This window comes from Streptomyces sp. NPDC059743 (assembly GCF_042732975.1).
Taxonomy (GTDB): domain Bacteria; phylum Actinomycetota; class Actinomycetes; order Streptomycetales; family Streptomycetaceae; genus Streptomyces.
Genome location: NZ_JBHWGS010000012.1, coordinates 220,510 through 238,678, shown reverse-complemented (window position 1 = coordinate 238,678; position 18,169 = coordinate 220,510). Strand labels below are relative to the sequence as shown.

At 69.2% G+C, this 18,169-nt stretch carries 7 protein-coding genes and 3 pseudogenes; 7 read left to right on the top strand and 3 right to left on the bottom strand.

The genetic code is table 11. The annotated features are described in order from the left end of the window. Window positions 1-13 precede the first annotated feature (13 nt). From ACFV6H_RS22680 to ACFV6H_RS22665, 4 genes are all read left to right on the top strand, one after another. Complete coding sequence (locus ACFV6H_RS22680; protein ID WP_385544938.1) at window positions 14-1,111, top strand: barstar family protein; 1,098 nt, start codon at window positions 14-16, stop codon at window positions 1,109-1,111. Window positions 1,112-1,346: 235 nt separating this feature from the next. Then, window positions 1,347-1,799: a hypothetical protein gene (locus ACFV6H_RS22675; RefSeq protein WP_385544935.1), complete on the top strand. Its 453-nt coding sequence runs from the start codon at window positions 1,347-1,349 to the stop codon at window positions 1,797-1,799. 226 nt (window positions 1,800-2,025) lie between these two features. Continuing rightward, window positions 2,026-2,892 (top strand): hypothetical protein, encoded by an 867-nt coding sequence (locus ACFV6H_RS22670; RefSeq protein ID WP_385544932.1) that lies wholly within the window; start codon window positions 2,026-2,028, stop codon window positions 2,890-2,892. Between the two features lie 97 nt (window positions 2,893-2,989). Next, complete coding sequence (locus ACFV6H_RS22665) at window positions 2,990-3,940, top strand: RNA-binding protein (RefSeq protein WP_385544929.1); 951 nt, start codon at window positions 2,990-2,992, stop codon at window positions 3,938-3,940. A gap of 241 nt (window positions 3,941-4,181) precedes the next feature. Here the strand turns inward: ACFV6H_RS22665 and ACFV6H_RS22660 are convergent, their stop codons facing one another. Next, window positions 4,182-7,652, bottom strand: a complete 3,471-nt coding sequence (locus ACFV6H_RS22660; RefSeq protein WP_385544926.1) for a DNA polymerase III subunit alpha — start codon at window positions 7,650-7,652, stop codon at window positions 4,182-4,184. 124 nt (window positions 7,653-7,776) lie between these two features. On the opposite strand from ACFV6H_RS22660, the pseudogene ACFV6H_RS22655 reads away from it, so the two are divergent. Beyond that, window positions 7,777-8,202: pseudogene (locus ACFV6H_RS22655) on the top strand (FTR1 family protein); the annotation flags it as partial. Here ACFV6H_RS22655 and ACFV6H_RS22650 read toward each other — a convergent pair. Both ACFV6H_RS22650 and ACFV6H_RS22645 read right to left on the bottom strand, forming a co-directional pair. Continuing rightward, complete coding sequence (locus tag ACFV6H_RS22650; RefSeq protein ID WP_385544923.1) at window positions 8,180-14,512, bottom strand: AAA family ATPase; 6,333 nt, start codon at window positions 14,510-14,512, stop codon at window positions 8,180-8,182. The pseudogene ACFV6H_RS22655 and the gene ACFV6H_RS22650 overlap by 23 nt on opposite strands. A 307-nt stretch (window positions 14,513-14,819) precedes the next feature. Beyond that, a pseudogene (locus ACFV6H_RS22645) lies at window positions 14,820-16,754 on the bottom strand (PHP domain-containing protein); the annotation flags it as partial. Between the two features lie 548 nt (window positions 16,755-17,302). Between ACFV6H_RS22645 and ACFV6H_RS22640 the strand changes: the two are divergent. Next, entirely contained in the window at window positions 17,303-18,034 is a 732-nt protein-coding gene (locus ACFV6H_RS22640) for an AbiV family abortive infection protein (protein ID WP_385545092.1), read from the top strand. After that, window positions 18,009-18,149, top strand: a pseudogene (locus ACFV6H_RS22635) (nitrilase); the annotation flags it as partial. The gene ACFV6H_RS22640 and the pseudogene ACFV6H_RS22635, both read left to right, overlap by 26 nt. Between the last annotated feature and the right edge of the window lie 20 nt (window positions 18,150-18,169).

The window sequence follows — 18,169 nt, the reverse complement described above, 5'->3', positions numbered from 1 at the left end:
ACGTGGTCGCGGCATGATTTCCGCTGTGCATGAAGACGAGAAGTCGCGCGGGAGCGCGCCCTACGCGCTGACCGAGACGGAGCACGGTCATGTCTGGGGCGTCTGCGCCGAGGTGGAGGGGCTGTTCGGAGAATCCCGGCGCGGGACGTACGAGCTGTTCGGCTGGGTTCCGGAGGGATCCGGCGTGCCCGCTTGGGCCGGCAGCAGGGTGTGGCTGGTGCCGGAGGACGAGGCATTCGATGCCTGGCTGCTGGAGGACGCGGAGAGTTTGGGGCAGCCCCCCGGGACGGACAGTCTGGTGCTCACCGGCCTGGACGACTACGAAGGTCCGCCCGAGGGGTACAGGGGTCGCGTTCGCGTGCACGACGGGCATCGCTGGCTGGGCTCCTGCCGGGAATTTACCCGCATCCTGTCGCCCGACCAGATGCCTGCACCAATTGTCCTGCGAGGGCTCGCGCAGAGTGATCAGCTCAGGGCGGCATTGACGAAGGGCACCCGGCGGGCGCTGGATCTGGGGGAGGCCGCGCTGGAGATACGGGACGGCCGAGGCGAGCTGCTCACCGATCGGCTGCTGTGGGCCACGATCAGCGCCTGGCGCCCATCCTCCTGCGGGGCGGACCTGATCGACCTTGAGCTCGATGGAGGCCGCTTCACACCGGTCCCCGAATACGCTCGGCCGATCTGGGAACGGTGGCTCGCTGGACCACCGGCCGCCGTGAACACCTGGGCCAGCCTCGACACCCGCCGCCGCGGGGCCTGGCATGACCTTGTGCGCGAGCGGGCTTGTCGACGATCCCACCGTGACCGGCCAGCCGGCCACGCCTACGAACTCGACGGCCGGTACATCACCGACGAACCAGCTCTCTATCTGGCGCTCGGCGAGGCGGTCAACGGACCCGGCGGCTACTTCGGCGGCTGCCTCGCCGCCCTCGACGATTGCCTGCGCGGCACCTTCGGCTACACCGCCCCCGCCGCCTTGCTCTGGCGAGACGCCGCGACCGCGCGCGAGCACCTGTCCCACGCCCTCACACCGGACGGCCAGCCCTACGATCTGTTCACCGCAGTCCTTGAAACCCTGGCCGAGGGTGGCATGGACGTCACCATGGCATGAGCCGCTGTCCGATCGGTGCCTTCGCCCCTGCCCGTTCCCCTCCGCCCTCTGGCGCTTGTTCCGCGCAAGCTGCCGGCTCACAGGCTCCGTGGTGCCTACCTGGGCCCAGATGGCAGCTCAGTTGGCACGGAGCTCATCTCCGACTGCCTGGATCTACGGATCAGGCGTAGTCGCGCTTTATGCCGAAGCGAAATACGCATGCAGCGACTGTGGGGCACGGGGCAGGATCGCGGGCATGTCAACCGATGTCAGCGGAGTGATCGAGTGTCGGCCGGGGGCCCGGCTGTGGGGACCGGAGGACGAGGACTCGGTATGGGAAGCCGGCATCGACCTCTTCCTGCTCAACAGGGGCAACGCCTACGACGGCTTGGCCTGTCTCTTCGGCATTCGCAACTCCTTTGGCTTCCGGCCCCTGGCCGAAGGGCGCGGCTTCCCACATGACGCCTCGGATGGGCTGCGCAGGGACTTCTTGGCCTACGGCGGCCCGGACGACGTGCACGGAACCACCTGGCTGACCTGGGCTGAGCTCGAGGCCACCGACTGGCAGGAGACAGACGCCTCCGGCACACGAAGCCGCGCCGCAGCTGCGGGGACCGACACCGACTGGGGTCGGGTCTGGCGCGTGATGTCTGTTCTCAGCGAGGTCCACGGCCCGGACAACGTACGCCTCGTCGTCTGGTTCTGCTGACACCCGACTGGGCGCTCCAGTTGGCGAACGGTGCCAACTGGAGCGCTCAGTTACACCCGAAATGGCTTGTCCCTGGGTCGGATGTCGACCAGGATCACCTCATGACGACCAGAAAGGGCCACGCCCTCTAGGCGCCCCGCTCTGCTCTCCACCGCTCGCGCGCCGCCGATCGCCGCACCGCAGTGCCCGATGGCCGTGACCGACCGCCCACTCAGGAGAGCCCACCGTGCAGAAGACCGTCCTCGTTCCCTACGCCCACTTGCCCCAGGCGCACCACGACCGCCACGTCCTGGCCAGTACCATCGACGTTTACGGCGCCGCCCACTGGCTGCTTGCCGAACGCGCTCCGCAGCCCGGCGGCGATGTCCTGCCCTTTGACGCGCTGGTCGTTTCCGTCGATCCGGGCGGCAACGTCGAACTCACCGAGCTGAGCGCCGTGCAAGCCCGCTGGCCGCACCTGGACCGCCTGCCCGACGGCGGGTTTGTCGTCGCCGCGTCTCGCGTCCGCCGGTACGAGGACACGCATCAGGTCCAGATCTTCGACGCGCTCGGCCACGAGACCTCGTCCTTCTCCGTCGGGGACGCCATCGAGCACCTGCTCGTGGACGAGGCCGGCCAGATCTGGGTCGGGCACTTCGACGAGAACCCGATCGGGATCCACCGCTGGAGCTCCACAGGTCGGCACACCTGGACGTCAGACGACGCCGGCATCCCCGGTCTCTTCGACTGCTACGCCCTGAACGTGTCGGGCACCACCGCCTGGGCGTGCCCATACACGGACTTCCCGCTCGTCGAGATCCGCCCCGACCGCACCCATCGGCCCGTGAGGGTGTGGGCGAACCGCGTACGGGGCGCCAAAGCGGTGGCCGTCCACGGTGAGCGGGTCGCCTTCTACGGCGGCTACGGCGAGGAGCGGGACCGACTTGCCCACGGAGAGATCATCGAAACATCCGTCGAGTCAACGGACGTCGGGCTGCTCACCCTGCCCGATGGCTCTGCCCCCGGCCGTCGGCGGGTTGTCGGCCGAGGAAACAGGATCTACGTCCAGGCCGAGCCGTTCACAACCTGGGGCGTGTTCGACCTCAGCAGCTGATACCCAGCACTGGAAAGCCCATTTCTACTCGATCGTCGACCATCCGTTCAGGCCGGGGAATTGCGCTGGCACCCCGCTTGACCGCGCAGGGAGCAACGTGCCGCCGTCCTTCGTCTACCGGATCACCAAGTACGACCCCGCCGACCGTGACGAACACAGCCACTACACCGGTGCCGAGGAGGCGGTCAGTGATCATGGGCCGGTCGAAGCCGCGTACCTCGCGGCGATCGCCGCCTTCGCGGAGGCTTCGGGCATCGATCGACTGGAGATCCGCGAGCCTGCAGTCACCGGTTTCGTCCACTTCGGCGTGGAGCCGTCGGATGGGAGACATGGCCTCGGCGGGCTCTTCCCGCCCGACCTCGCCGGCTACCACGACGGGGCCGAGGTCTCCCTTCCGGTAGCTCTGGAGCTGGTACGGGCCATGCTCCGCGAACAAGGTGCCTGGTGTCGTCTGAAGGCGGGGGACGTATTCACCGTGCATGTCGGGTGGGACCAGTACGTGTACGTGGGCAGCAACCGGCTCTGCGAGGAAGCCGTGGCCCGTACACGGGAACTCGGTCTCTTCCCGGAACCGATGACGACCTCCCCCTACGCGGCAGAGCTGGAGGAGCCGGACGTGACGGAGGCGGCCGACGAGGGGTTCTGGGCGCGCGTGCGCACCGTGCTGGCCTCACGGAAGGCGGTGCTCCTGGAGGAGGGCTACGTCCGCAACGCTGCACGCTTCCACCGCCTCACGCCGGAGAACCTCGACGCGGTGCGTACTGGTCTCAGCCCGCGCGCCCTGCTGACCGTCTGGCCGGACCTGAATCCCGATGTCGGCGCGGTCCTCGCCACGCTGCCAGAGGAGGGATCCGCGGAGTTCGTCTGGGAGGCACAGGACGGGACGATCAGACACGCGGTCGTCGATGACACCGAGTACCAAGAGCTCGCCACCCTGGTGGCCCGCGCCCGGGCGGCCTGCGCCCTGCCCATGTACCTCGACGAACGCCACCCGCTTCTTTGCGCCGCCCTGCCCGACAGCGACGGCGTGCTGCGCGCCCGATGGTGACCCCGTTCACGCCGCGTTGCCACAGACCGGCAGCTCGACTGACCCGGCGTCTGTGTCCCGAACCTTGCTGCGGCAGTTTCCTCTTCGGCCGTTCGTCCATTGAACGGAATGTCGGATGATGGGGCCGCTCTCGGGGGTCTTTCTCGAACCAGTCGGCGATCGTCGTACCTCTTACGCCACGACGGTGACCCCGCTCGTCATCAAGCTCAGCCAGAGATGCGCCCGCTGTCTCGTGAGACATCTAAAGATCTGGAGAACCTGGAGATCGATGTCCGAGGCGTCGCAGGTCGGCGGAGCGAGACCCGGCGGGCTGTAGATCGCTCCAGGCGTTGAGTTTTGCCCCAGCCGTTCCGTCTTCGAGTGTCCGGCCCGCACCCGGCGTGCTGTTACTGCGGGCAGGTGTGGGGGCGGGTGTGGTGCGGCCGAGCAGGCCAAGGGCGGCTTCGGGGCCCAAGTCGCGGCGGGTGGTAGCGACTTCCTCAAGGTCCCAGGCCATCTGCCCGACCACGGTGCGCCGGGTGCCGCGTTTCTCGACGACTCCGCGGACCAGGAGCAGGCCGGAGTGGAAAATTGTGTGCGCGCAGGTGTCGTGGGAGTCCTCGAAGAACGCGAGGTCCACGAGCCCGGAGCCGTCCTCCAAGGTCACGAAGATGACCCTCTTGCCGGACGGGATTGGCGGCGTCTGGGTCGATGCCCGCACGCCGGCGACCAGCACCTGCTGTCCGCGGTGCATCGCCTGCAGGTGGCGGGCGTCGGTCGCGCCAAGCTCGGCGAGCAGGCGGTGGTGGTGTTCGAGCAGATGACGGCTGACGTCGATGGAGAGCACGTCAATTTCGGCACTCATCACGTCACGGCTGGTCATCTCTGGCAGCCCGGCCGGCTCGCCCGCGTGCGTCTCATCGCCGAGCGGCAGTTGGCCGTCGATCGTGGTCCGGTTGTGTGCGGAGCGGTGCAACTCGGTGGCCTGCAACAGCAGATCTCGCCGGGTCAGCTCGCCTTGCAGCGGAGCGAGGGCTCCGATCTTGATGAGGCGCTGGGCGAGAGGCAGGGACGGGCGGGCGCGCAGCCACAGATCCTGCAGTCCGGCGTACGGCTGGCCGGCCTCGATGCGGGCGCTCTCCGCCTCGGTGATCCCGCGCACCGTGGACAGCGCGAGCCGTACGCCCCAGCCGTTCGCGGTCGGCTCGGCGCTGTGTGCGCTGCGGGAGGTGTTGACGTCGACTGGCAGGATCGCCACTCCGAACTGCTTTGCGTCCTGAACCAGGACGCGGGGCGCCCACATGCCGGGGTCGTGCTGGAGCAGCCCGGCGAAAAACGCGGCAGGGTGGTGCGTTTTGAGCCACGCCGACTGGACGGCCGGGATCGCGAAGGCCACGGCGTGCGCGCGGCAGAATCCGTACGCCCCGAACTCCTTGATGATGTCCCAGACTTCGCCGATCACGTCCGGGGTGTAGCCGCGCTCGCCGGTGCAGCGGCGAAACCACGCCTCCACCTTCGGCAGCCGCTCGGCGTCGGCGAGGGCGCGGCGGGCGACGTCCGCGGCGGCACGGTCGCAGCCAGTCATCGTGGCCAGGATCATCATGATCTGCTCGTGCCAGATCACCACCCCGTACGTGTCATCCATGATCGGCACAAGGTCTGGGTGGGGATAACGAGCCTCCTCGGCCCCGTGACGGGCGGCGATGAATTTCGCGGGCATCCCGCCGCTGACCGGGCCGGGCCTGAAGAGGCTGATGTCGGCGATCACGTCTTGCATGTGCCGTGGTTGGAGTCTCGCAATGAGATCTTGCTGCCCTGAGCTCTCGATCTGGAAGCAGCCCAACACCTTGGCGCTGCGGATCAGTTCGAAGGTGGCTTCATCGGCGAGGTCGACGTGGTCGGGACTGTCGAGGTCGATGTGCCGGCCCGTGGTGCGGCGGATCTCGGCGACCGAGTGCGCCATCGCCGACTGCATGCGCACGCCGAGGACATCGAGCTTCAGCAGGCCGAGGTCTTCGACGTCGTGCTTGTCTGCCTGCACCGTCGGATACGCACCTCCCGGAGCGGGCTGCACCGGGAGGCGATCGAGCAGGCTCACGTCGGAAAGGATCACGCCGCACGGGTGCATGGCGAAGCCGCGCGGCAGCGCGTCCAGGCCCTCGGCCAGCTCCCACAGCGGCCCGTACCGGTCGGCCTCGGCTGCGAGCTGCCGCAGTTCGGGCAACTCGGACAGCGCGGAGCCGATGTCGCACGCGCGGATGTGCGGAAAGCTCTTGGCGATCCGGTCGACGGTCTGCGGGCGGATCCCGAGCGCGAGCCCGGTATCGCGCAGGGCGTGACGGGCGCGGTAGGTCTCCGGCATCCCGGTGACCGCCACGTGCTCGGAGCCGAACCGTTCGAAGATCCGGTCGTAGATTTCCAGGCGCCGGTCGGACTCGACATCGAGGTCGATGTCCGGCAAGGAAGTGCGGCGCTCGCTGAGGAAGCGTTCGAACAAGAGCCGGTGCGAGAGCGGGTTGGCTGTGGCGATGAAAAGGCTGTGGTTGACCATGGACCCGGCGCCGGAGCCGCGGGCGGCGACCCGAATACCCATTGCCCGCACCTCCGCAACGACCTGGGCCACCGCGAGGAAGTACGCCTCATATCCGAGGCGTTCGATCACCCCGAGCTCGTAGCCGAGCTGATCCATCGCCCGCACATCTCGGTCGAGGCCGCGGGCGGTCATCCCGGCCTCGCTGCGCTGCCGCAGCAGCCGCATCCCGTCCCCCGGCCGGGTGCCGGCTCCCACCACGTGCGGCTCGGGGAAGTGCGCTCGCCCCAGGCCGAGGTCGCGCACCGGGTCCACCGTGCACTGCTCGGCAGTAGCCGCCGTTTCCTCGATCAGACGCCGCCCTCGACTGGCCGAGGCGCTCATGGCCGCAGCCACCCGCACGGCCACCTCGGCCATCTCGGCTCCGGACTTCAGATACCGCTCGCCCGAGTCGAGCGGTCCACGCTGCGGGATCGGACGCAGCAGCCGAGCGGCGTCCAGTACGTCGGCCAGGCGGTGCTGCTCGCGCCGCTCGTAGCGCACCGCGTTGGTGAGCACCGTCGGGATGCCGAGCTGGTCACCCAGAGCAAGGGTGTGCGCGGCCAACCGCACCGATCCTGCGCCCAGCCCGGGCAGGCCGTAGGCGACGGCCTCCAGCCGAAGAAGTCCCTCGCCCGCGATCTCCAGCCACGGGACGAGCAGCCTTTCCGCGACGTCTGGCCGCCCGGCGGCCAGCGCACGTACAGGCTCGGAGGTCGGCCCGAGGATCGCCACCACGTCCTCGCCCAGGCCCTCCCGCAGCCCCTCCCAGGAGGCGACCGGAAAGCCGTCGACCGGATGCGCGTAGGCCGCGGAGACAAGGCGGCAGATACGCGCCCACCCGCTCACGGAGCCTGCCAGCAGCGTGACTCTCAAGTGCGGCTCCGCCACGTGCCCACCACCGCGGACCGGTGTGCGCGAGCGGCGGGGAGCCTTTGCCGTGTCGAACGCTGGGACGGCGAGATCCACCCCGAAGATCGGGCGTACCCCGGCGCTCATGCACGCCTTCGCGTGCCGCACGGCGCCGGTGACACTGTCCCGATCAGTCAGCGCGAGCGCGCCCATGCCGAGCTCCGCCGCCCGGCGCACCAGGTCCTGCGGATGGGAGGCACCGTAGCGGGCGGAGAACCCGGAAGCGACGTGGAGATGCGTGAAAACGCCCATCGTGCACCTCCCAATCTGCTCTGGCGCCCCCTGCTCGTCTGTCGTCCTGCTACCACGACGCCGCATCCGATCTACTCGCACAATAGTTCGATAGAAAGATTTCAGCCAACCGATCTTGCTGTGGCTGGTTGTCATCGCCGCCGGAGTGCTCGCCTACGGCGTTCAGGAGGCCAGCAACCTGCCCGGCCTGCAGAACCTCGCCTCCGACACCTCCAGCACCACCCCCAAGACCAGCTGGTCAGGACCCTGCTCAAGGGCATCTTCAACTTCCAGCCCGACCCCACCGTGCTCCAGCTCGCGATCTGGGCCCTCTACGGTGGTCCCGGTCCTCTGCTTCTTCTTCCGCAAACCCTGCTGCGGCCCCTCGCGCCCAAACCCGCCGAGACAGAGCCCGCCGCCTGATCCCAAGCACACCCGACGTCAGGGTCCGCACACGTCGTGTGCGGATCCTGACGTCGGACGGGTCGTACTCGTTGCCTGGTACCGGGTGCCGTTCCTTCCGACCACGGTGTCCCGTCTACTCTTCTTCAGTCCGCTTCCAGCCGCATAACGACATCTCGGGTGACGATCGGTGCGGATGCCCGCTCGGACAGGATGTCCAGCAGGTCGGGGCGGATCACGACGGCGCAGCCGGTCGTCCGCGGCCACGGCAGGCGGTAGGCGCTCCGCTCGTACTCGGTGCGCCAGCAGATGAGCCGCAGGGCCGGACCGCGGTCGTCCTCCAGTGTCATCAGGGCTCCGGGTGTCAGGCGCAGCGCGGCAGGCAGCCACGTGGCGGGTGTCAGTGCGAAGCCGGGCAGACCCAGGCCTTGGTCGGCGTCTGCGGCAGCGGTCATGGCGCGGTCGAGGCCGAGGAGCGAGATCCCCGGCGGGACGTCAACGGCGGGGTGCTGCCCCGGCTGTCGGGTCCACTCCTCGATGTCGCCGTCCGAGAAGGGGATAGCGTCGCTGTCCTGATTCCCGTAATCCGTCACTTCCGGGCCTGAGAAGCTCACGACGGTCAGGCCGGTCTTCCGGGTGTGCGGTGACAGGAACTTGCGTTCCTCCACGGAAGCGAGGATGCGCCAGCCCGGGAGGGTCTGTCCGGTGAGGGCGACGGCTTGCGTCAGTGGCCGTGTGGAGATGGTCTCGGCGGTTGTTCCGGTCAGCGGAGTGTCCTGGCTGGCCGGGTCGTCCGGGCCGGGTGGCAGAGGAAGGTCGGGACGTGGCCAGCGTGCCTCTTCGAAGGCCAGCGGAATGCGGGGGTCGTCTGTCAGTACGGTGGCCAGCTGATCCTCCCAAGCTGCCGGATCGCTCACGCCCAGGCCCTGCGAGAGCCTGTGCGCGCGGCTACCCGCTGCCACCGTTTGGATCGCCTCTTCGATGGTCTCCTCGATGGCGAGGTAGGCGTCCGGCAGCTCGCCCTCGTCGGCGCTGAGGTTGGCGCGGGACTGGGCCTTGTTCCTCTCGATGGTGCGCTCCGTGTCAACCTCGCGGCGAACCCTGGCGAGGACCGCTCGGATCAGCCCGGGCTGCAGTTGCTCGGCTTCGTTCAGCCGCGCGCCAGCCACCTCTGCCACCATCCCCGTCACGACGCGGTCTCTCGGGCTGTCTCCCTGTGCGGCGGAGGTCCACAGGCGGCTCGGCGGGTTCAGCCCGGCCGGGTCTGACGCTCCCATGGGCACGCTGGCCGCATCGGTGAGCAGCCGACGGGCGAGGCCGCGGACGGTGAGCAGCGGTCCTCGGGCCAGTGCCTCGAGCGCGTCCTGGCAGTGGTCCACGACAGGTTGGGCTTGCGGCCCCTGTTCTTGGAGGAGGCACAGCAGCCACATCAGGGTCGCCGGATCGGAGAGTTGCTCCAGTGCGAGGGCCATGGCGGGTGCCGTGGCTTCGGGGCGCAGTGTGACCAGAGATCGCGTCGCAACCATCGCTCGGCGTTTGCCTTCCCGGTCCGCGTGTGCGACTGCGGCCAGTGCCGCGGTCGCGAAGGCGTGGTCGACATCGCCGGGTGCGGGGGTTCCGTTGTCGTTGTCGGGGGCGCGGTAGGGGTGCTGGGGGTCGTCGCTGTCGTGGACGCGTGGTGCTCTGCTCTCGATGACCGTTGCGGCTTCGTCCCAGAGGGCGAAGGCCAGGTCGAGGGAGTCGTTCGGGGGCAGGCCGAAGGCTTGCTGGGCGAAGGCGAAGATCAGTGCCTGGGTGATGCCGTGGGTCCCGTACCGGCCGGCGCTCACCACTGCTTCGGCCTCTTCGGTGATGACGCGGTGGGTGAGGGTGCGATCGAGTTGCGCGGCCGTACGAAGGGCGTCGAGGGCTGTCTCGCCTCCGAAGTTCAGCCATCCGCCTTGTCCGCGGGTGCGTACCCAGGTCAGTGCGTAGGCTTCGGCGGCGAGCGCGTCATGGCCGTTCTGGCGGAGCTTGTTCGCCAGTTGGCGCAGCAGGAGGGGACCGTCCCGGAAGTCGAAAGGGCCGGCGATGGCACGCAGGACTTGTGCGGCCTCGTCGGTCTGTCCTCGGGTGGCGAGGTTGAGCAGGCCGTCGCCGACGAGGTCTCTCACCTGTTCGAGGGTGTGTTGTGGTGCGCCGGCCTCGTACGGACTCAGGTGCCATGCGCGCAGTACCCGGATCAGGCCGACCGGTTCGGAGGGCGCGGGCGACGGGGCGGCAGGTGAGGTCGGGGCCGTGGCCGACTGCGCGGGGATGGGTGCGCTGCGGCGGGGCTGGGACTCGTCGGTGACCGGTGGTTCGGGCAGGCGGGTGAGCTGCGGGGCGCCGATGCGTTCGGCGACGGCGTTGAGTTCTGCGACCAGCTGTCCGTCGGCCGGCCTGGTCTGGTCGCTGGAGGAGTCGCGGTTGGCTTGCCGCTCGTCGGCCCTGCTCAGTGCGATGCGCAACAGTTGTGGAACGCCGTCGGGCGTGGAGGGGCCGACTGTCCGGGCGAGCCGGTCCAGAAGTGCGGCGTCGGCTTGGAGGAGCGGGGTGTCCAAGGTGATGCGGAGCGCGGTTGCCACAACCGGATCGGCGGTGTCGTTCCACGCGCGCCAGAGGTCTTCTCGGGCGCCGTGGAGGATGGTGTTCGGGCCATTGCAGTCGCTGAGCAGGCCGGTGGCTACGAGATTGGCAAGGGCCGCAGGGTCTGCCCCGGCCAGGACGTTCCACCACCGCGGGCGGGCAGCGTTGGTCTCCTTGCCGTCTGTGTGAAGGACAAGACGTTCGCACAGTGGCTGGATTCGCGCCACCCGCGCCCGCCCCCGGGCCGGGTCCGCGGTGACCAGGGCGGGCAGCGGATCCAGGAGCTCATAGACGGTGATGTCCTTGCGCCAGCCGTAGGCCACTAGGAAGTGGCAGGCCGCCAGCCAGTGTTCCTCGGCCTCGGCGAGGTCGTCGGCGGTGAGGGCGAGGCGCGCGTGGATGAGGAGGTAACGGGCGAGGTCGCTGTAGAAGCGTCCGCCAGCCTGCTGGAGGAACTCGTTGCGGACGGCTTCGGCGACGCCGGCCCGCCGTGCGGGCGTGGTGTGCTCGACGGCGATCGTAAGGAGCGTGTCGGCTGGCAGTGGTCCGCCCATCTCGCCTCGCAGGCTGACGCTGATTTCCCGGCTGACGTGGATGAGGGTCTTCCACGCCTGTGGCCAGTCCTGGTCGGACACGAGGGCGGCCGCCCGGCGTACCGACTCTTCGATGAGCGGATGGATCGAGTAGAGGTCGCACGCACGCGGGCTGCCGGTGAAGCGGCTGAGGTCTGCGGTCAGGAGCCCGAGGGCTTCGACCGCCAGGCCAGACTGGGTGTGTGCTGCGGCGACTTCGGTGCGCGCGAGGGCGATCGCGAACCGCAGCCAACAGGGGTACCAGCCGGGCCCCTGAACGAGAGCCGGTACCGCGTCCAGGGCGATAAGGTCGGTCTGCGCCGTGATCGCCAGGGCATCGAGCCACCTGGCCACGGCCACGGGGCTCCACTGGACACGTTCGTGCTGTACCTCGTGGGTGAGGGAGAACAGGGTGTCGCGGGCAGTCGAAGTCTCGTCTGTCGCAATGCCTTCAGCGAGATCGGCGGCAGCGACCCCCAGCGCGAGCAGCCGGTGCCCCGTTCCCAGCACGTATCCCAGGTCGGCCGCCTCCTGAGCCCAGTCCGCGGCGCTGCCCGCCTCACCGGGCACCGCGTCTGCGGCGATCTGCTCGGCGAGTGCGAGGCATACTGGGCCGCCCGTTGCAAGGCGCGGCACCAGGTCGGTGACGGCCTCGATTCCGACGGTGTCGAGGAGCGTCTTCACGACAGCGTCGGCCGTTGCCTGGTCACCCCGTTCCTCAAGCCACTCGGCGATGCGGTCCAGCGACACCGGCCGGTCAGGCCCGTCCTCGCGGGGCTCCTCACCTCTCCCCTGATCGGTAGCCGACAGGCGCAACCGGCCCCGCAGGCGTGCCAGTTCGACGGCTCGGTCGGACTCCGCCCCGTACGAGGTGTTGTCCGACTCGGCCTCGTGGTCGTGTGCCGTCATGTACGCGTGCCAAGGTGCCACGGCGCCTGCCACGTCGAGGACGGCGCACATCTGCAGACCTGCCCGGGCAGGCATGACGGTCCGGCCGTCGTGCAGGAGCCGGTCCGCCAGCGTCTGAGCCCCCATCAAGGCGATCGGCATGTCGGCGAATTCCACCAGGTCCGAGTCGAAGCGCTCGAACTCGTACGTCTGCGCGGCCCTGGCGAGTTCGACGCACCGCGCGACGACCGGCCAGTTCGCCGTCCTGGCGGCGCAGCGCACGCCGGTGGCCAGGTTGTCCCTGATCGCCGAGGCCGGGTGGGCGGTGGCGACGGCCCGGGTGACAAAGTCCCGCCCGATGTGGTCCACCACCTCCGTGTCGCGTCCAGCTTCGGCGAGGATCTGCAGGAGGCGGCGGAAGGCCCGCGGGTCGTCGAACAGTCCCTTCCCAGTCAGCCAGGTGGCGATCAGCGCCAGCGTCGATTCCAGGGCCCCAGGGTCGTTGTCGTAGCCCAGGCGCAGGTAGCGGGCGAACGACTCGTGGTAGACGCGGATTTCGCCGGGTCCGGCCGTCCCGGAGAGCACCGGGGCCAGCACCCTCAGCGCGCCGTCGATCCTGTGCGCCCGGTCCGGGATGATCTGCCCGAGCTCCTCGCGGGTGACGGACATTCCGAGCAGGGCGATGATGTCCGCGACGACATCGGCTTTCGCACCGAGCGTGTCGTAGAGGTGGGCGTAGTAGCCCTCCAACGATCCCTGGTAGGCCGGGAGCGCCCGCACCACTGCCGCGGCTTTCGTGATCGTCTCCGGCCGGAGGGCGACCTCGCGACAGAGGTATGTCGCGTACAGGGCGTTGCCGCCCGAGCGTTCCTGCAGCGCGTCCAGGAAGTCGATCACGTCGCGGTCGTCGGCCAGGAGGGCTTCGGTGCGCTCGTCGTCCGCCGCCGGGACGAGTCCGAGCCGCTCCGCGACGGCGCGGCACTCGTGCGCGGTCAGTGGCGGCACGACGACGGAAGCCCCGGCGTCCTGGAGGGGGACGAGGTGGTTCCCGGGCTGGCTGAGGACGATGAGGACGCTGCCAGGCGGAAGGGGCAGCGAGCCGAGGACCGCGGCGAGGGCCAGGGACGGATCGGCTCTCCTGGTCCTTCCTCCTTGTACGCGGGTGACATGGTCCAGTCCGTCCACGACGAGCGCCACGCGCCGGGTGGGGTCCTTGCGCAGAGCGGTGTCCACAGCCGTCGTCAGCGCTTGCGCATCGGCGGCAAAACGCGGGCGCTGCTCCTGGACGAGGTCGGGGTCCGACTCGGCCAGCCGGCCCAGCAGGCTACCGAAGACCGTTTCGGTGACCACCCGGGTCAGCTGGTCACCGTCAGCGTCGCCGAGGTAGCAGTAGTGCTCGGCGACCAGCCATCCGTCACCGGTGAGTTGGTCGACCAGCTGCTGGCACGCCCAGGACTTGCCCTGTCCCGGAGGGCCCGTGACCAGCAGGACTTCCCCGTCGGCTGCCGCTGTCCCGGCCGCTTCCGCCAGGACGCCGACCGTGGCGGGCCTGGCCACTTCCAGGGCGCGGTCGACAGGGTTCGCGCGCACGACGGCGCCGAGGTCGCTGCGCAGTTGAGCCTGGCGCAGTAGCTCGCGGGGTGTCACGTCGGTTCCGCGCTGCCGGGCGGAGCGGACTGTGCGGATCAGCGCCTCGGCGACGTCCACCGGTGAGCGTCCCTCGTTGGGGTAGATCCCCGCGCCGAGCTCGCCATGCACCCGTTGGAGGAGAAGCTGTTCGGCCGGCCCTGGCTGCAGGAGGTCCGTCGTCATGGCCGGTGCGCCGACTTCCACCACCAGGTGCTCGCACAGCCATTCCAGGTCCTGCTTGGACACGGCCTTTTCACCGCTGGTCAGGAACCCAAAAACGTTACCCGCCTTGCGTCGGCCCCGCGCGGGCAGGTCGAACCCTCGCCAGAGGGCTTCCGCGTCGAACCGCAGGAGTGTGGTGTTCATCCCAGGCAGGAACGGCGCGTCGGAGGAGCGGGCGGGCACCATCACCGCGTTCAGTGCGTCGTCGTCCGGAGGTGCATTGCGCATCACGATGCGCAGTCGGTTGGCGATGGCGCCCGCACCCACTCCGTCCCGGTCGGCGACGGCAGCCGCCACAAGGCGGTCCAGTCTCAGTCCGCGATCGTCGGTCGTGAACGTGGTGTAGCCGAGGGGGTCTTCCTCGTCCGAGTGCTTGAACTGGATCCGTTCGCGGGATCCGTCCGCGTTGATCACCGTGAGGTCGTCGAAGCGGTCGTCCGCCACCAGCTTCTCGTCGACATGGACCCTGACGATCCCGCCGAGCAGCAGGTCGACGACGCGGCCTGCCTCCATCAAGTCCTGGTACTCGTACCCGCGGTGCGCGGCAGTTAGATCACTCATGTCGGCAGCATTCTCCACCGTCAAACACCCTGCTGGCGCAGAAGTGACCAAACCGCGACGAAGGCTCCCTATCAGGCACACCGGCTTTGCCATCGCTGAGGACCGCAGCCGCCATAACGCGCACCACCGACAACGCCCTGTCGGGCGGCGCACTCTGTGAGGGCACAGCAGCCCGGACTGCGGTCTGTTCGACGAACCCGCCAACTCGCAGATCAGCAAGGGTGGCGGCTGCCGTTTGGTCCCGCAATGGCTTCGGTTGATGTACGAGTTGAACTCCACGACGATGACACCAGGTCTACTTCCAGGGCAACACGCTGAGACTTGACACAGAATCCAGCTGGAACAGTCCTATGGTCTGGCTCTCCTGGATGATTTTGAAGGCGAAGACATCGTCGAGCGGTACCTGCCGCGGGTCGTCCAGGTCGATCCGGGTCCCGGTCGCCCGCGCAATCTCGGCGACCGCGTGCGCCATCGCGGACTGCATCCTCACACCCAGCACGTCCAACTTGATGTTGCCCAGCTTCTCCACCTCCTCCTTGGCGGCCATCGCCATCGGATAGTCGCCCTGCGGGGTGGGCTGCACCGGCAGCCGGTCCAGAAGCGTCGCGTCGCTGATGATCACTCCGCAGGGATGCATGGCCATGCCGTGGACGAGGGAGTCGAGCCCCTCGGCGAGCTCCCACAGCGGCCCGTACCGGTGCGCCTCGGCGGCGAGCCCGCGCAGCTCGGGCAGTTCGGCGAGCGCGCCGGTGATGTCGCAGGCCCGCAGGTGCGGGAAGGACTTGGCGATCCGGTCCACCTCCTGCGGGGCGATGCCCAGCGCCAGGCCGGTGTCACGCAGCGCCCTGCGGGCCCGGTAGGTCTCGGGCATCGCGGTGACCGCCACCCGCTCGTGGCCGAACCGGCGGAAGATCGCGTCGTACGCCTCCAGACGCCGCGCCGACTCCACGTCGATGTCGATGTCCGGCAGCCCCTTGCGCTCCGCACTCAGAAAACGCTCGAAGAGCAGACGATGCTCCAGCGGGTTGGCGGTAGCGATACTCAGGACATGGCAGACCAACGAACCGGCCCCCGAGCCGCGGGCGGCCACCCGGATGCCCAACTCCCTCACATCGGCGACGACTTGGCCGACAGCGAGGAAGTACGAGTCGTACCCCAACCCCGAGATGACGGAAAGCTCCTGCTCCAGTCGCTCCCGCGCCTCCCGGTCGCGCTCCAGGCCGCGCCGGACCAGACCCGACTCGCAGCGCTCCCGCAGCAGCCGGGCGGAACCATCGGGGCCCGGCCCAGCACCGACCACACCCGGCTCGGGAAAATGCTGGGCACCGATCCCGAGACCGCGCCCCGGGTCCAAGCGGCATTCCCCGGCCGTGGCGGCGGTGTCGGCGAGCAGCCGAGCGGCCCGACGCCGCTCCGCGCCCGCGCAGGCGACGACCTCCTCCGCGACCCGGGCCATCTCCTGCGGCCCCTTGAGCCAGCGCTGCCCACCGTCCAGCCGCCGCCGGTCGACCGGCCGCAGCAGCCGGGCCGCGTCCAGCACATCGGCCAGACGGTGCTGGCCGGGGTCGGCATACCGGACGGCGTTGCTGAGTACGGCGGTGACCCCGGTACGGTCGGCGAGCGCGAGAGTACGGGCGGCCAGCCGCAGCGACCCCGGGCCCGTACCCGGCCGCCCGAGGGACACCGCTTCCAGACGTACGCCGTCCCCGAACAGCTCCCACCAGGGCCGCAGCAGCCGCTCGGCGGCATCCGGGCGGCCCGCCGCCAGAGCCCGCGCGGGCTCGGAGAGCGGACCGAGCAGCACCGTCAGGCCCGGGCCGGCATGCGCGCGCAGCGCGTCCCAGGACACCCGGACGGGAGCACTCCCGCCGGCGGTGCCGACATGGGCGGCCGACGTGATCCGGCACAGCCGCGCCCAGCCTTCACCGTCCCGGGCGAGCAGCACGAACCGCAGCGGCGGCTCGACAACATGCGTCCCGCCGCGGACCGGAGCTCGGCGCCGCTTCTCCGGAGACGGGGGCGCAATCGGCTCAACGGCCAGATCGATCCCGAAGACCGGCCTGACGCCGGTCTCCCGGCACGCCTCGGCGAACCGCACGACGCCGGTCACGGTGTCCCGGTCGGTCAGCGCCAGCGCCTCCATCCCACGTTCGGCGGCCCGCTCCACGAGCTGCTCGGGGTGGGCGGCGCCGTACCGCTCGGAGTAACCGGACGCGGCATGCAGATGGACGAAGCCCGCCATGCCACACCTCCATCACTCCACCCCTTTTCGGCCATCCATCCCACACATTACTCGTACATTCGTTCGATTAGTCTAACGCGGTAACCGCAGGTCAGCGACTCGAACGCGCAGGTGCAGGCGTGCGGACAGCGAAGCGCAAGCCGCAGACGCGCTCCGGAGAATGCGAACTTTCGGCCATCTCCCCGAGCCTGCAGGCCACTTCCCCGGACGCCGCCCCCGGCAGCCCCACGGCGTGACTGTCATCACATCCACGCCGTAGCAGCGGACCGGCTCCTCGGGTGACAACGGCAGGTGGCCTGTTCCCGGATCTCCCAGAACCGCGATCGGATAAACAGGTGTCTACGGGGTGTCTGTCCGAGGTGCCGTTAGGTCCGAGGGTCTGACCTCAGACCGACGATCCGTCAGCCAGGTCCCGATTCAACTGGGAGAAGGCCCTCAGTGACGCCCATAACGCCGGAAAGTGACTTTCTTGAGTGGCAATGATCACCCGAGGGACTTTTGTCCGCCCCTGTCGATCAGTCCGCGCTTGACGGCCCAAGCGGCTCTTGGTGCGCCTACGCACCACCCGACGCCTTGACTGCACCGTCGACCTCGTGGCGGCCTTCAAGAACGCGCGCGCACTGCTCACTGGCGCCCGGGCCGTCCTGGATGAACAGGAGTGGCCGGCGGCCTTCTCCATGGCCGCGCTGGCCCTCGAAGAGGTTGGCAAGGCGACCCTGTGCATGACGATGCTCGGCATGCCTCCCACCGAACGCGAGAAATTCCGCCCCGCGTTCAACAAGGCGTTCACCGACCACCAGGCGAAGGCGACCTTCGCGCACCTGGTCCTGGCGATGGTCGCCGATGAGGTGTCGGCCACCCTGGAGAAGATGATGGACGACGTGATTGAGTCCGCCCGCCGGACCAACACGGTGAAGTTCCGCGGCCTGTACGTCGACTGCACCGACACTGGCGCCCTGCTGAAGCCGGACGACGTCGCCGAGGCCGATGCCAGGTGGATGGTGAACACCGTCACCACCACGCTCGCCGAATCCGGCCCCGCCGAGGCGGCGGTCGCCGAGCCGGACGTCTACCTGGACTTCGTTCACCAGTGGCAGAGCGGAGTGGACTTCGACGCGCTCGGAGCGTACATCGACACGGCTCCGGACAAGTTCCTCGCCGAAGTGCGGGCGTTCACTCATGACGACGTGCCACCGTCTGCAGTTTTCCTCGGTACGGCTCTCACCGAGCAGGTCGCCGCAGCCGACGCCCGCCGCCAACGTTCTGGCGGCGACCGATAGTCAGGCCCGAGTTGCGGTCTGCCAAGTTGACGGTGGTCGTTGGGCCACGCTGGAAGGCACGGCAGAAGTCCGTAAGGAGCGTGCTGCGGTCGATGACGCAGTTGCCCGCTACGCCGGATCCGGCGCGGACTGTGC